Genomic DNA, 15,502 nt, shown 5'->3' with positions numbered 1-15,502 from the left:
GTTTGAAAAGAGTAATGTTTGTAGGCAGAACAGGCTGTGGTAAAACTACGCTGTATCAGGCTATACATAATAAAGATATTAAATATAAAAAGACCCAGGCAATGAACTTCTTCAGTGATACTATAGATACCCCAGGTGAATATGTAGAAAATGTAAGATACTATAGAGCTCTTAATAATACTTCTTCTGATTGTGATGTCATAGCACTTGTACATGATTGTACGAGTAAAGTAAGTATTTTTCCACCTGGCTTTAGTTCTATGTTTTCCAAACCTGTTATTGGAATTATAACAAAAATTGATTTGTGCAATGATGAACAAGCACTAAAAGCAGCAGAAAATTTTTTAGTTAGCGCAGGTGCAAGGTATATTTTTAAAGTTAGCTCAATGAAAAGTGAAGGTATTAATGCATTAAAGAAATGGCTTGATATAAATTAATACTATGTATTTGAAATTTTATGCTACAATGAGGTAGAAAGTGATTAAAGGGAGAGGATAGTATGAAAAGAATAGTGATAGCCGATGATGAACCTATTACTAGGATGGACATTAAAGAAATACTCGAATCGTCCGGTTACAATGTTGTAGGTGAGGCGGTAGATGGATTTGATGCAATAGAACTATGCAGAAAAAATTTACCGGACTTAGTAATTATGGATATCAAAATGCCTTTAGTAGATGGACTAGCTGCTGCAAAGATAATTAATGATGAAAATATTGCAGGTGCAGTATTAATTCTAAGTGCATACAGCGGCAGTGAATTTATTGAGAGGGCTAAAGAGGCTCAGGTCATAAGTTATGTAGTGAAGCCTGTGGATGAAAAAAATTTAATACCAGCAGTAGAAATAGCTATATCGAAATCAGAAGAAATGAAGGATATGAAAAATAATGTAAAAAATGCTAAGGATAAGCTTGAAGCTAGAAAGAGAATTGAAAAGGCAAAGGGATTGTTAATGGACAAATATAAGATCAGTGAAGGTGAGGCTTTTACACGACTTAGAACATTAAGTATGAATAAAAGGTGCTCTATGAAAGATATTGCTTCAACTATAATAGTATCTTTTGATATATGATTTGGGGTATACATTAATATGAATACGATTTTAAATTTATGCAAAATGTACACAAATCTTTCTGAAAGCGATATCAAAAAAATAATAGAAGTATCAAAGATACTTCCAACAATATCTGATCTTGTCCAAGCAGACGTATTTATAGATTGTCCTACAAAAGATTTGAATAAAGCTATAGTTGTATCTGAAGCAAAACCTGTAAATTGTCAGTCTATGTATAAAAATAGTGTAATTGGTGAACTGGCACTACGTGAAAACGAGCCGGCAGCGCTAAGGACACTTGAACTTGGAATTTCAACAAAAGATATGAAGGCTGTTACTCAGGAGAATGAAAATGTAAGCCAAACAGTTGCCCCAATAAGAAATAGGAATAAGAATGTCATAGGGGTCATAATAGTGGAAAAAGACATAACAGAAGATATTAATAAAAACAAGTATATGGAAATGTTAGCTGAAACTACAGAGGAACTTACCAATAATCTTCTTTCATTAACAGGAAATGAGGGAACTATTACGAATTATTTGGATGATGCTATTATAATCTTTGATGAAAATGGAGTTGTGGAGTTCACTAACTCGGTTGCAAATGGGTTATATAAAGCCCTTGGATATAAAGATAATATAGTGGGCATGCATTTTAATAACGTATGTCTTGACGATAATTCATTTAAAAATGTTATGTCAAAAAAGCAGTTTAGTGTTTCAGAAGTAAACATAAGTAATTACACTTTACAAGTGAAATATGTATTTGAAAATTTAAGGTCAGTTGGGATAGTTATGATGATAAAAGATATAACAAAATTTAAACAGCAAGAAAAAGAATTGATGCTAAAGTCTGTTGCCTTTAAAGAAATACATCATAGAGTTAAGAATAATTTACAGATGATTGCAAGTCTTCTTAACTTGCAGGCAAGGAGAATAGAAAATGAACAGACTAAAATTGCACTTAAGCAAAGTATGAATCGCATATTAAGCATAGCTGCAACGCATGAAATCCTATCACAAAATGGAATGGATGATGTTGATATAAAAGAAGTTATAGGAAAAGTTGTTGAAAAAATAAAAATGTATAGCTGCAGTTCATCAAGGAAGATATATATTGATGTTTCTGGTAATAATTTTAAAGTCAATTCAGATAAGGCAACATCTATATCACTTGTAGTAAATGAACTTATTGAAAATTCTATTGAACATGCTTTTGAGGAAAAAGAGGAGGGAAGTATACATATTAAAATAGACAATGGTAAGATGTATTCAAGCATATCTGTTATTGATGACGGAATAGGATTTGATATAGATAATGTTGACAGGAAAAGTCTTGGACTTAATATAGTAAAAAGCATTGTTAAGGAAAAGCTTTTAGGAGATCTTAATATGAGTTCAAACAATAGAGGTACTAAAGTTGTTTTTGATTTTAAAAATAGCGAAAATTAAATTTTAACACAATGAAGTGTTATGTATGGCAATGGAGCCCAAAGTTAAAAAACTTTGGACTTTTGTTTTTTGAAAAATTTCATCTAAATATTAATAGAAGGGAAGTGATAAATTGAAGCAGGAAATATTGAGTGTGGGAATTGATATTGGAACATCTACGACACAACTTGTTTTTAGCAGGATTACTATTGAAAATATGGCATCTAGTTTTTCAATACCCAAAATAAATATAGTAGATAAAAAGGTTATATATAAAAGTAATATTTATTTTACACCTTTGATATCACAAAATGAAATAGATGGTTCATCAGTAAGAAAAATTGTAGAATCTGAATATAAGAAAGCAGGTATAAAACCTGAAGAAGTTGAAACGGGAGCAATAATAATTACTGGTGAAACTGCAAGAAAAGAAAATGCAAGAGAGATTCTAGATGAAATGAGCGGTCTCGCCGGAGATTTTGTAGTTGCTACAGCAGGGCCTGATTTGGAATCCATTATTGCAGGCAAAGGAGCAGGCACAAACATTATATCAAAAGAAGAAAATTGTACTGCAGCTAATATGGATATTGGAGGAGGAACTACAAATCTTGCAGTTTTTAAAGAAGGTGAAGTAATTGACACTGGTTGTCTTGATATAGGAGGGCGACTTATAAAAATAGATAAAAATACACATCAGATAACATATATTGCTTCTAAAATTAAAAAACTAGCTGATAAATATGGAATAAACATAAAAGTTGGTGAAATACCTGACATTTCTGATGTTGAAAATATTGTTAGAAAGATGGTGGAGCTTCTTGAACAATCTGTTGGAATGAAAAACCAAACGCATGAATATGAAGAAATAATCACCAACAAAGGTCTTAAATTAAATTACAACATTGATTGTATTACTTTTTCTGGAGGAGTAGCAAATTATATATATGCTGGAGGCGATGAAGAAGATGTTTATAAATATGGAGATATTGGTATACTGCTTGGAAGATGTATAAAGAATTCCATACTTACGCAAAAATTTAATTTGGAAAAATCCAGAGAAACTATAAGAGCTACAGTTGTAGGTGCAGGATCTCATACCACTGATATAAGTGGAAGCACAATAACCTATACAAAGAATGTGTTTCCTATAAAAAATGTTCCTGTAGTTAGAGTTCATCAAAGAAATAATAGTATTGATTGCAGTTATATATCAGAAACTTTAAAGGAAAGGCTTCATTGGTTTAAGGTGGAAAATGAATTCCAACAAGTTGCAATTGCAATAGATGGTACTAAAAGTCCAAGCTTTAAGGAGGTGCAGCAAATGGCATCTTCTGTAATAAGTGGAGTTTCAGATATCTTAGATGAGGAATATCCTCTATTTGTAATAGTTGAAAATGATATGGGCAAGGTACTTGGACAAACAATATATAAGATGCTTGATTATAAAAAAGATGTCATTTGTATTGACAGTATAAAAGTAGAAGCAGGTGATTACGTAGATGTAGGCAAACCGCTTATGCATGGACGTGTTGTTCCTGTAGTTATTAAAACGTTAGCTTTTAGTTCATAAAAGGGGTGAAGATAAATGATTTTAAAAACCAAATTATTTGGTCAAACGTATGAATTTAAATCAGTTAAAGAGGTGCTTGCAAAAGCAAATGAGGAAAAATCAGGAGATAAACTTGCTGGTATAGCTGCATCTACAGTTTCTGAGAGAATTGCTGCAAAAGTGGTTTTAAGCCATTTGACATTAGCAGATCTTAGAAATAATCCTGTGGTTGACTATGATGAAGATGAAGTAACAAGAATAATACAGGATTCTGTAAATGAAAAAATTTATAATGAAATTAGAAATTGGTCAGTTAGTGAACTTAGAGAATGGATATTAGATATTAAAACAACTGGTGAGCAAATAAAAAGGGTAAGCAGAGGACTTACAAGTGAGATGGTTGCTGCAGTTGCAAAACTTATGTCAAACATGGATCTTATTGTTGGAGCAAGGAAAATTAGAAGAACAGCTCACTGCAATACTACTATAGGGCTAGAAGGAACTCTTTCATCAAGATTACAGCCAAATCATACCACAGATGATATTGATGGCATAGTAGCATCTCTTATGGAAGGTTTATCCTATGGAATTGGTGATGCTGTAATAGGATTAAATCCTGTTGAAGATACAGTAGATAATGTAACTAAAATTTTAAATAAATTTGATGAAATAAAGAATAAGTGGGAAATACCTACGCAGGCTTGTGTGCTTGCACATGTAACAACACAGATGGAAGCTATCAAAAAGGGTGCTCCTTCAGATTTGATTTTCCAGAGTATTGCTGGTACTCAAAAGGGTAATGAAGCTTTTGGAATAACTGCAAGTATGCTGGATGAAGCAAAGGAAATTGTTACAAAGCTTGGAACATCCACAGGCCCTAATGTAATGTATTTTGAAACAGGTCAGGGTTCTGAACTTTCGTCAAATGCACATAATGGTGCAGATCAAGTGACATTGGAAGCTAGGTGTTATGGGCTGGCAAAAAGGTATAGTCCATTTCTTGTAAATACAGTTGTTGGATTTATAGGACCTGAATTTTTATATGATAATAAACAGGTTACAAGAGCTGGACTTGAGGATCATTTTATGGGAAAACTTACTGGAATACCTATGGGATGTGATGCTTGTTATACAAATCATATGAAAGCAGATCAGAATGATATTGAAAATTTGGCTGTACTTCTTGCGACGGCTGGTTGTAATTACTTTATGGGTGTACCTTTTGGTGATGATGTAATGCTTAATTACCAATGTACAAGTTATCACGACACTCCAACACTTAGACAATTACTTGGATTGAAGCCTATAAAGGAATTTGATCAGTGGCTTGAAAAAATGGGAATAACTAAAGATGGCAAATTCACTGAAATTGCTGGAGATGCGTCTATATTTCTTAAATAATAAGGGGTGAAAATAATGGTATCAGAAAATGAATTAAAAAAGATGATTGAGCAGGTTCTATGTGAGGTGGTTTCTGCTGATAAAAAGGATACTGATAAATTAGATATAAGTAACAGCAGTGTGCAAAATGATATATCTGGCGGCATTTTACCTGATATAACAGAAAAAAATTTGAGAGACCTTTTTTATGTGCCCAATCCAGAGAATAGAGAAGCATATATGAAAGCAAAACAAATGACATCTGCAAGGCTTGGTATGTGGAGAACAGGAACAAGGTATAACACAGAATCGCTTTTGAGATTTAGAGCAGATCATGCTGCGGCAATGGATGCCGTATTTACAAGTGTTCCTGAAGAATTTATAAAAAAGATGAATTTGTTTTCAATAAAAACAAAGTGTAAAGATAAAGATGAATATCTTACGAGACCTGATCTTGGAAGACAATTTGAAAAAGAAGAGTTAGACAAAGTAAGAGAAAAATGCATAATGAAACCACAAGTTCAGATTTACGTATCAGATGGACTTAGTTCAACTTCAATTGAATCAAATGTAAGTGATGTTTTGCCTGCAATGATTCAAGGACTTGAAGGCTATGGAATAAAGGTAGGTACACCGTTTTTTGTAAAATATGGCAGAGTGCCTGCCATGGATGTTATATCAGAAACACTTGATGCTGAAGTTACGTGTGTACTTATTGGAGAAAGACCGGGACTTGTAACAGCTGAAAGTATGAGTGCCTATATGGCTTATAGAGCAACTGTTAATATGCCTGAAGCTAGAAGAACCGTTGTTTCTAATATTCATAGAGGAGGAACACCTCCGGTAGAAGCAGGAGCTCATATTGCGGATATTATAAAAACTATTTTAGAAGAGAAAAAAAGTGGAGTTGATTTAAAACTTTAATTAGGAGGAAAAGCATATGAAAAATGATCCAATAAAAGCCCGTGTGTTGAGCGTAAAAATAATTCCTAGTGTTGACCCTGATTTGGCACAAGCGCTAAATTTGCAGTCAAATCAAAGAAGTCTTGGACTTATAACTTCCGATATAGATGATGTTTCATATACAGCAATTGATGAAGCTACAAAAAAAGCTGATGTTGAAGTAGTATATGCAAAATCTATGTATGCAGGTTCAGGAAATGCAAGCACAAAACTTGCAGGAGAATTTATAGGAATTCTTGCGGCTCCTAATCCTGCTGAAATTAGAAGTGGATTAGATGCAGCAGTAGAGTTCATAAATAGTAAAGCTTGTTTTTATAGTGCAAATGATGAGGACGATATTATTTATTATGCACAATGTATTTCAAGAACAGGTACATATCTTTCAAAAGTAGCTGGTATACCAGAGGGTGAAGCAATAGCTTATCTTATAGCACCACCTCTTGAAGCAATATATGGACTAGATGCAGCTTTAAAGGCAGCAGATGTAAAAGTTGCAACATTTTATGGACCTCCATCTGAGACTAATTTTGGAGGAGGGCTTTTGACAGGAAGCCAATCTGCTTGTAAAGCTGCTTGTGATGCATTTGCCAATTCAGTAAAATTTGTAGCCGATAATCCTACTCAGTTTTAAAAATGTATAGTCAAGCATTAGGCATGGTTGAAACATTAGGATATATAGCAGCTGTAGAAGCACTGGATGTCTCTCTAAAATCTGCAAATGTTAAATTTGCTGGTTGTGAACTTATAAGGGAGGGGCTTGTTACTATCAAGGTTACGGGTGATGTTGGTGCTGTAAATGCATCTATTGAAGCTGCTAAAACAGCAGTAAATAAAGTGGGAAAATTAATCTCGGCATTTGTTATACCACGGCCTGCTGATGATGTATTTAAATTTTTCTGTGAAACAGAAAAGAAAGATATGGTGCTTAAAGAAATACAGGAAAAACCAGAAGAGTTGGAAAAGCTTGAATGTGTAAAAAAATTACAGAAATTGGAAAAGCAAGAAAAATTAGATGAAATAGAAAAGCCAGAGGAGATAGAAGAGAGAGAAGATCCAGAAGAGCAGGATATAGAGGAACCAGATCAGAAAGAATCAGAACCAGAAGGTTCAGAAAATCTGGAAAAACTAGCTCCAGATGAATCAAATCAGGAACAACCAGAGAGAGTAAAAGTTGATGAGGAGAGAAAATCAGGGTCACTTCTCGAAATAAAACAAAAACTTGAAAGAATGAAAGTTATTGAACTCAGAAATATGGCTAGAAAAATGAATTTAAGTTCATTGACTAAGAAGGACATTAAATTTGGCAAGAAAAAGCAGCTGATTAAAGCAATTTTAGAGTACTATACAAGGAGGTTAAAGTAAATGGAAAATATAGATAGGGATTTACAATCTATACAAGATGTAAGGCGGCTTGTTGAAAAGGCAAGACAAGCTCAACAAGAATATTGTAAATTCAGTCAGGAAAAGATGAATAAAATTATTGAGCATGTAGCGGAATCTGCTGGCTTACAAGCTGAAAGATTAGCAAAACTTGCTGTAGAAGAAACAACTTTTGGAAATTTACCTGATAAGATAATTAAAAATAAGTTTGCTAGTGAAATAGTGTATGAAAATATAAAGGACATGAAGTTAGTAGGTATTTTAAGAGATGACAAAGATAGAAAAGTATTAGAGATAGGTTCACCTGTAGGTATTATTGCAGGGCTTGTACCATCAACTAATCCTACTTCTACTGTTATATATAAAAGTCTTATAGCTTTAAAATCGGGAAATGCAATTGTATTTAGTCCTCATCCAAAGGCAAGACATTGCATTGCAGAAGCTATAAAGGTTGTAAGTGATGCAGCTGTTGAGGCAGGAGCACCTTTAGGAATGGTTTCCGGAATGAGTATACTTACTATGGAAGGAACTCATGAGCTTATGAAAAACGTTGATCTCATACTAGCAACAGGTGGATCAGCTATGGTAAAGGCAGCATACAGTTCAGGAACTCCGGCTATAGGAGTTGGACCTGGAAATGGACCTGCTTTTATTGAAAAAACAGCAAATATAAAACTTGCAGTAAAAAGAATAATGGATAGTAAAACTTTTGACAATGGGGTAATATGTGCTTCAGAACAGTCCATAGTAGTTGAAAAATGTATAAAAGATGAAGTTGTAGATGAGCTTAAACGCCAAGGAGCATACTTCTTATCTAAAGAACAATCAGAAAAAGTAGCAAAGTTTATATTGAGAGCAAATGGTACTATGAATCCTCAAATTGTAGGAAAATCAGCTCAGAAAATAGCTGAAATGGCAGGTATAACTGTAGATCCAAATGCAAGAATATTGATTTCAGAGCAGACGACAGTTGGAAAAGATAACCCATTTTCAAGGGAAAAGCTTACAACGATTTTAGCATTCTACTGTGAAGAAAATTGGGAAAAAGCTTGCGAGAGATGCATTGAGCTTTTAAATAATGAAGGTATAGGACATACTCTCATAATACATTCAAATAATGAAGAAATAGTAAAAGAATTTGGACTTAAAAAACCTGTATCCAGAATACTTGTAAACACGCCAGGATCACTTGGAGGAATAGGAGCTACTACAAATCTAGTGCCTGCACTTACACTTGGATGCGGAGCAGTTGGAGGAAGTGCAACTTCTGATAATGTAGGACCTAGGAATCTTATAAATATAAGAAGAGTTGCCTATGGAGTAAAGGAAATAGAAGATATAAAAAATTTTGTAAGTAATTGTAGTGACAGAGAAACCTCACACACTGTTTTGGATATTTCTGATCAGTACATTGAACTTATAACTAAAAAAATAGCTGAAAAGCTTAGTTTGTAAAATATAGGGAGGAATTAATATGACAAATACAAATGCTTTAGGAATGATTGAAACAAAGGGATTGGTAGCAGCAATAGAAGCTTCTGATGCTATGGTAAAAGCAGCAAACGTAACACTTATAGGTAAGGTACATGTAGGTGGAGGACTTGTAACTGTAATGGTAAGAGGAGATGTTGGAGCTGTAAAAGCTGCAACAGATGCAGGTGCTGCAGCTGCTGAAAGAGTTGGAGAACTTCTTTCCGTACATGTAATACCAAGACCTCATAATGAAGTTGAATACATTTTACCTAAGGTAGAGAGAGTAGAAGACTAAAAAAAGATAAAAGCCCGGGATAAAAAATACCCGGGTAATATACATTCTTAAAAGGATGTGATGGTATGAGTGTATTAACGGAGTATGAGCTTAGAACGAGTTTAAGAAATAAAAATATTTCTGAATATGCTATAACAAAAAATGTTATAGTTACTCCTTCTGCAAGGCAGTACTTAAATGACAAGAATATAAAACTTGTTATTAAAGAAGAGAATGACGAAAAAAAATCTGCTCTGCCCAATAATGTGGCACCTATAGATAAAACTATAAAACCTGTGTATGTAACACTTCAGGGAGGATATTATGAAAAAAAGCCTGAGTTTATGACACAACTTTATGGAAACAAACTTGTTTATAAAGATCATCCAAGAATAATACTTCGAGGTGAACTTGATAACCTTGAATCCAATATACTTGAAGCCCAGGTTAAGGCTGAAAAAAATAAATGTTCCAGCCTTGCAAAAGACCTGGGGGAAGTTCTTAAATTTGTAAGAAATATTTTAAGAGCAGAAGTACTTGAAGAAAAACTTGGAGATTTGGTTTTACTTGGAATGAATGACAGTGAACTTAGGGAAATGTCACATCATCCCAAAAAATATTTTAATGTGGATCATTTTATAACACAAGCGGATATGGGTGAAATGGTAGTAATGCTTAATTCTTTGAGAAGCTATTCACGAAAAGTTGAAATATGTGCGTTTAAAGCTTTTAAAAATATGGAAGGTGTTCTGACAAGAGAGGACATTGTCATGCATTTAAACAGGCTCAGCAGTTGTTTTTATATAATGATGTGCAAGTATAGAGCAGGAATGTATAAATAAAGAGGTGAAGTAATTGAACAATTATGATATTGAAACTGTTGCAAATAAGATATTAGAGATGATTTTAAACCATAGACCCATTCCTATAGAAGTATCTGGAAGGCATGTTCATTTATCACAGGAGGATATGGAGAATCTTTTTGGTGAAGGGTATAGGCTTACAAAGAAAAAGGACCTTTCTCAACCTGGACAGTTTCAAAGCAATGAAAAGGTAATGCTTATTGGACCTAAAGGTGTTATAAAAAATGTGTCAGTGCTTGGACCTGTTAGAAATGAAACACAGGTGGAAGTTTCTAAAACAGATGCTGCTGCTCTTGGTATTAATCCTCCAGTTAGAGAATCTGGAAATTTAAAAAAAAGTGCATCACTTATTATTGCTGCAGGAAAGTCTGTTATAAAGGCTGATGAAAAAGTGATTGTGGCCAAAAGACATATCCACATGACTCCATTTGATGCAAAATTATATGGAGTACAAAATGGGGATAACGTAAAAATTCAGACCTTAGGAGAAAGATCTCTTATATTTGGTGATGTAGTTATAAGGGTGAGCAATAAATATAAAACGGCTATGCACATTGATTTTGATGAAGCTAATGCATGTTGTTATCTAAAGGGAATGAATGCAAAGATAGTTAAATAGGAGGTGCCTGCTGTGAATCTTGAAGAGATAAATAACTTTGTAAGTTCAGTAGAAAAAAGTATAAAGTATCCTGTAAAAGCAGATAAAAATGAAAAATATTTGGTGGGAGTTGATCTTGGCACTTCCTACATAGTGATAGTTGTGCTTGATAGTAATAAAAATCCTGTAGCTTGTGAAATGGAATATGCTGAAGTGGTTAAAGATGGATTGGTAGTAGATTTTACTGGAGCAAGTGATATAGTAAGAAGATTAAAAAAGAAAATTCAAGAAAAAACAGGAATAGAACTTGTTAAAGCAGCTATTGCTGTTCCTCCTGGCACAGGGAAAAGAGATGCTGATACTCATAGATATATAGTGGAGGGAGTGGGAATGGATGTTACTGCAATACTTGATGAACCTACTGCAGCAAATTCAGTTCTCAATATAGAAGATGGAGTTGTAGTAGATATAGGTGGTGGAACTACAGGACTTTCCATATTTGAAAATGGAAAAACTATATACACAGCTGATGAACCTACAGGGGGTACACATTTATCTCTTGTAATAGCTGGACAGTATGGGATAAGTTTTACTGAAGCAGAAAAAATGAAAAAAACAAGTGAAAAACAGAATGAAATTTTTAATATTGTAAGACCTGTAATACAGAAAGTGGCTTCCATAATAAAAAGTCACATAAGAGAATTTAAAGTAAACACGATCTATCTTGTAGGTGGTACATGTTGTTTAAAAGGATTTGAGAGTGTTATTGAGAAAGAAACTGGCATAAAAACAGTTAAACCGTCAAATCCATTGCTAGTAACTCCAATAGGAATTGCTTTAAACTGTTCTAATAAAGAAGGTGATTAAATGGATATTAATGCTATTGTTGATGTGGTTACACGGGAAATAATGAAAAGATTGAAGGATGAAAATGGATATCCTCAGAAATCCTTAAAAAGAATTTTGGTGCTTGATAAAAGTAGAGATGAAAGTTTTAAAATTATAGAGCAGAAATTGGATTTTCTTGGATATGAAATAGACTATATGGAAGACAAAAAGGATATTCTCACATATGAAAAAATTATAATTACATCCTTGAGCAATAAGGAAATTGTAAATATAGCCATGGGATTGGAAAGTGGTATAAAAGGGCAGATAGTTCTTGAAGCACTTTTGTTAGGCAAAAAAGTATTTTTACTCGATGATGGTATAGCGTATAGGAAATATGCAGCTACTTCTAACAAGGCTTTGTATAAACTTTATGAGGAGTATGAAAAAAAGCTTTGTGAGTATGGGGTATGCATAGTGGATAGAGAAAACTTTGTAGATGAATTTAGTGGATTTAAACAGAATAGCAGGGATGAGGAGAATATTAAGAACAGTGCAATTGATCATAAAAATGAAGGCGCGGATAAAAAAAATAAAAATATGCTTGAATTTACAGGCAAAAAGTTGATAACTGAATCGGAAATTAGAAAAGCTTGTGAAAAAGGATATATGGATATAAGAATTCCTAAAAATGCCATTATAACTTCTCTTGCTGTTGATTACATAAAGATAAATGGGTTAAAAGTTAATAGAATATGATGACTTCAAAGGAAAGGATTGTTATATGCAAATAGGTAGAATTGTTGGAAATGTATGGGCAACGAAGAAAGATGATGACCTTAATGGACTTAAGTTTCTTGTTGTTCAACCCATAGATTGTTATTCTCATTATGAAGGGCATACGTTTATAGCGGTAGACAGCATAGGATCTGGTATAGGAGAGATAGTTCTCGTAGTAAAGGGAAGTTCTGCTAGAGTATGTCTTGGTAAAAAATATATACCTGTAGACGCAACCATTGTTGGTATAGTAGATAACGTGGAGGTAGATAAAGGTGAGAAAAAATAATTTTTAATGTAGTTTAAAGGAGGTTTAATATGGGAATAAATCAGATAATTGTTTATATAATGGTAATATTTATGGTATTTGGAGCTTTGGACAAGTGTATAGGAAATAAATTTGGACTTGGTGAAAAATTTGAAGAAGGTTTCAATGCTATGGGTTCTCTTACAATTTCTATGGTTGGAGTTGTTTCTCTAGCTCCAGTATTAGCTAAAGTATTGAAACCAGTTGTTGTACCTATTTATACTGCACTTGGTGCAGACCCTTCAATGTTTGCAACGACATTTCTTGCATGTGATATGGGCGGGTATCCTCTTGCACTTAAATTGGCACTTTCACATGATGCAGGGCAATTTGCAGGTTTAATATTAGGTTCAATGATGGGAGCTACTATTGTATTCACTATTCCTGTAGCACTTGGAATAATAAAAAAAGAAGATAGAAAATTCCTTGCAAAAGGTGTACTTGCAGGTATAATGACAATTCCAGTAGGATGCTTCTTTGGTGGTATTGCAGCTGGATTCAACATAGTTATGATATTAAAAAATCTTGTACCTATAATAATATTTGCAGCATTAATAGCAATAGGTTTGTGGAGAGTACCTAATGGTATGATCAAGGGATTCAACATATTTGGAAATGCTGTTACAGTAATGATAACAGTAGGACTTGCTGCCATAATAATTCAAACGCTTACAGGTATTGTAGTAATACCTGGAATGGCTCCACTTTCAGATGGTATATTGATTGTAGGAAATATTGCAATTATGCTTGCAGGTGCATTCCCACTTGTTTATGTTATAACAAAAGTTTTCAAAAAGCCTCTTATGAAGCTTGGTGGACTTTTAGGTATGGGAGATGTTGCTGCAGCAGGAATGGTTGCAACTCTTGCAAATGACATACCTATGATTCAAATGATGAAGGACATGGATGATAGAGGAAAAGTATTAAATGTTGCGTTTGCAGTAAGTGCAGCTTTTGTGTTCGGCGATCATCTTGGATTTGCAGCAGGTGTAAACAAGCAGATGATATTTCCAATGATTGTAGGAAAGCTTATAGGTGGAATAAGTGCTGTGGCAGTTGCTTCACTTATAGCACCAAAAAGTACTATTAAGAAAAATACTGTTGAAAAAATTGATGTTAAAAATGCTTAAAGAGAGGTGTGTTTGAAATGGCTGAAATTAATGAAAAGTTTATTGAAGAAATAGTAAAAAAAATTTTATCTGAAAAATTATCAAGTAATAATGATTTTGAAAAGGAAGTTGGTCCTGGAGGAGTTATTCATGTAAAAACTGATACAGTAAAATGTCAAAAGTTCGATACAGGAAAAGAAGGAGACAATGTACTGCTTACAGATGTATTAACTCTTGATGAAAGTCCATATATGGGATGTGGTATTATGGAAATGACTGAAACTACATTTGATTGGACACTTAAGTATGAAGAAATAGATTATATTATAGAAGGCAGGCTTGAGATTGTAATAGGTGATAAAAGGATTGGCGGAAATAAGGGTGACATTTTAATGATACCAAGAAATTCAAAAATTAAATTTTCTGCACCTAAATATGCAAAGTTCATGTACTGTACTTATCCTGCTGACTGGGCTGAAGAAAATAAGTAGTTAGATATATTTAATGAATTAAAATGATAATGCCTCTATGCGGAAAGTTCCCGTATAGGGGCTTTTTAGCGTGTATGATATGGACAATTATATATAAAAATGTAACTATTTAGGCATTTTTTCAATAGTGTTATAAGACTTGTAAAAATTATTACCATTATTAATATCATCAATTAACTGTGATAGACCTTTTTGACCTACAATAGATAACCATCTATGTACTTCATGCTTTGCCAAAGTGTAATTTAACACTCTTGTATCTAAATCAGCCGCATAAAATTGTGTAGATGAATTTAAAGTCTTCATATCAGGTACCTTTGTGCCATTTTGAGTTTTCTTTATCCATTGCTCTTCAGAGTATTTAGGTCTATTATCTACTTGCATTGCCATTCCCTCATCAAACCACACAGGTATTTTTGTACTTTTACTTTTATTAATCCTGTAGGCGAACTCACTGTGAGTGAGTTCGTGAGAAATTACATTAGTATTTAACCCCTCTGGTCCCAGAACTATGTAGCTACCTAGTATAGTTTTTTGTGTAGCTCCTGTTTTATTTTCAACACCAAATTTTTTTAAGGCTGTTGAATCTTTGCTAATTATAAAGACAGGTTTAGCATTGAAACTTCCATATAAATTGGACACAATGTTTTTAGATTTGGAAATGGTACTCAATATATTATTTATATCTTTATCAGAAGTATTTGGTTTTACATAAATGTTTTTGGATACCTCTTTAAAATTTGATAAACTTACTGTATAGCAATTTAATGCATGAACAGTTGATTTATTTAATGCTATAAAAAATAAAGCAAAAATTATCATAAATACTATAGAACTCTTAATAATAGTTTTTTTCATAAAATCCCCTCCAAAGTGATATATTTCTAACTTATGTTATAAATATATCACTTACATTTTGTACTGTCAATAACAAGACTCAGTTCATTATTAACTTCAATTGTGATTAGAAAAGTTATAATTGTGCAATCATAAGATAAAAAAATATGTTGTATAAGTAATTGAGT

At 33.2% G+C, this 15,502-nt stretch carries 18 protein-coding genes; 17 read left to right on the top strand and 1 reads right to left on the bottom strand.

Translation table 11 applies throughout. The features are described from left to right. Positions 1–2: 2 nt before the first annotated feature. From CLRAG_RS01465 to CLRAG_RS01385, 17 genes are all read left to right on the top strand, one after another. Positions 3–437, top strand: a complete 435-nt coding sequence (locus CLRAG_RS01465) for a EutP/PduV family microcompartment system protein (RefSeq protein WP_065076742.1) — start codon at positions 3–5, stop codon at positions 435–437. Between the two features lie 62 nt (positions 438–499). Next, complete coding sequence (locus tag CLRAG_RS01460) at positions 500–1,072, top strand: ANTAR domain-containing response regulator (RefSeq protein WP_065076741.1); 573 nt, start codon at positions 500–502, stop codon at positions 1,070–1,072. Between the two features lie 18 nt (positions 1,073–1,090). After that, the gene (locus CLRAG_RS01455; RefSeq protein WP_065076740.1) at positions 1,091–2,506 is read left to right on the top strand and encodes a histidine kinase N-terminal domain-containing protein; all 1,416 of its coding nucleotides are present in this window, start codon (positions 1,091–1,093) and stop codon (positions 2,504–2,506) included. 112 nt (positions 2,507–2,618) lie between these two features. Further along, on the top strand, positions 2,619–4,055 hold the full coding sequence (gene eutA / locus CLRAG_RS01450) for an ethanolamine ammonia-lyase reactivating factor EutA (RefSeq protein ID WP_065076739.1): 1,437 nt from the start codon (positions 2,619–2,621) through the stop codon (positions 4,053–4,055). 15 nt (positions 4,056–4,070) lie between these two features. Further along, positions 4,071–5,435, top strand: coding sequence for an ethanolamine ammonia-lyase subunit EutB (locus tag CLRAG_RS01445; protein WP_065076738.1), 1,365 nt, complete (start codon positions 4,071–4,073; stop codon positions 5,433–5,435). Between the two features lie 15 nt (positions 5,436–5,450). After that, on the top strand, positions 5,451–6,338 hold the full coding sequence (gene eutC / locus CLRAG_RS01440) for an ethanolamine ammonia-lyase subunit EutC (RefSeq protein WP_065076737.1): 888 nt from the start codon (positions 5,451–5,453) through the stop codon (positions 6,336–6,338). 16 nt (positions 6,339–6,354) lie between these two features. Further along, positions 6,355–7,008, top strand: coding sequence for an ethanolamine utilization microcompartment protein EutL (gene eutL / locus CLRAG_RS01435; protein WP_065076736.1), 654 nt, complete (start codon positions 6,355–6,357; stop codon positions 7,006–7,008). A 2-nt stretch (positions 7,009–7,010) separates the two neighbouring features. Beyond that, a complete protein-coding gene (locus tag CLRAG_RS21190) occupies positions 7,011–7,739 on the top strand; it encodes a BMC domain-containing protein (protein WP_065076735.1) in 729 nt (242 codons plus the stop codon). After that, on the top strand, positions 7,740–9,212 hold the full coding sequence (locus CLRAG_RS01425) for an acetaldehyde dehydrogenase (acetylating) (protein WP_065076734.1): 1,473 nt from the start codon (positions 7,740–7,742) through the stop codon (positions 9,210–9,212). A gap of 19 nt (positions 9,213–9,231) precedes the next feature. Further along, positions 9,232–9,525, top strand: a complete 294-nt coding sequence (gene eutM, locus CLRAG_RS01420) for an ethanolamine utilization microcompartment protein EutM (protein WP_065076733.1) — start codon at positions 9,232–9,234, stop codon at positions 9,523–9,525. Between the two features lie 65 nt (positions 9,526–9,590). Next, the gene (locus CLRAG_RS01415; RefSeq protein ID WP_065076732.1) at positions 9,591–10,346 is read left to right on the top strand and encodes a cobalamin adenosyltransferase; all 756 of its coding nucleotides are present in this window, start codon (positions 9,591–9,593) and stop codon (positions 10,344–10,346) included. A gap of 13 nt (positions 10,347–10,359) precedes the next feature. After that, positions 10,360–10,986: a phosphate propanoyltransferase gene (gene pduL / locus CLRAG_RS01410; protein ID WP_065076731.1), complete on the top strand. Its 627-nt coding sequence runs from the start codon at positions 10,360–10,362 to the stop codon at positions 10,984–10,986. 12 nt (positions 10,987–10,998) lie between these two features. Continuing rightward, entirely contained in the window at positions 10,999–11,832 is an 834-nt protein-coding gene (gene eutJ / locus CLRAG_RS01405) for an ethanolamine utilization protein EutJ (RefSeq protein ID WP_065076730.1), read from the top strand. Next, the gene (locus tag CLRAG_RS01400) at positions 11,833–12,552 is read left to right on the top strand and encodes a hypothetical protein (RefSeq protein WP_065076729.1); all 720 of its coding nucleotides are present in this window, start codon (positions 11,833–11,835) and stop codon (positions 12,550–12,552) included. Positions 12,553–12,577: 25 nt separating this feature from the next. Further along, the gene (locus CLRAG_RS01395; RefSeq protein ID WP_065076728.1) at positions 12,578–12,859 is read left to right on the top strand and encodes a EutN/CcmL family microcompartment protein; all 282 of its coding nucleotides are present in this window, start codon (positions 12,578–12,580) and stop codon (positions 12,857–12,859) included. A gap of 29 nt (positions 12,860–12,888) precedes the next feature. Next, positions 12,889–14,007 carry an ethanolamine utilization protein EutH gene (eutH, locus tag CLRAG_RS01390; RefSeq protein WP_065076727.1) on the top strand — a complete coding sequence of 373 codons (1,119 nt, stop codon included), beginning with the start codon at positions 12,889–12,891 and terminating at the stop codon, positions 14,005–14,007. A 17-nt stretch (positions 14,008–14,024) separates the two neighbouring features. Continuing rightward, complete coding sequence (locus CLRAG_RS01385; protein ID WP_065076726.1) at positions 14,025–14,477, top strand: cupin domain-containing protein; 453 nt, start codon at positions 14,025–14,027, stop codon at positions 14,475–14,477. A 105-nt stretch (positions 14,478–14,582) separates the two neighbouring features. On the opposite strand, the gene CLRAG_RS01380 is transcribed toward CLRAG_RS01385, so the two are convergent. After that, entirely contained in the window at positions 14,583–15,335 is a 753-nt protein-coding gene (locus tag CLRAG_RS01380) for a hypothetical protein (RefSeq protein ID WP_065076725.1), read from the bottom strand. Positions 15,336–15,502: the final 167 nt, after the last annotated feature.

The sequence above is a fragment of the Clostridium ragsdalei P11 genome (assembly GCF_001675165.1).
Classification (GTDB): Bacteria; Bacillota; Clostridia; order Clostridiales; family Clostridiaceae; genus Clostridium_B; species Clostridium_B ragsdalei.
This window is presented reverse-complemented; position numbering and strand designations above follow the sequence as displayed.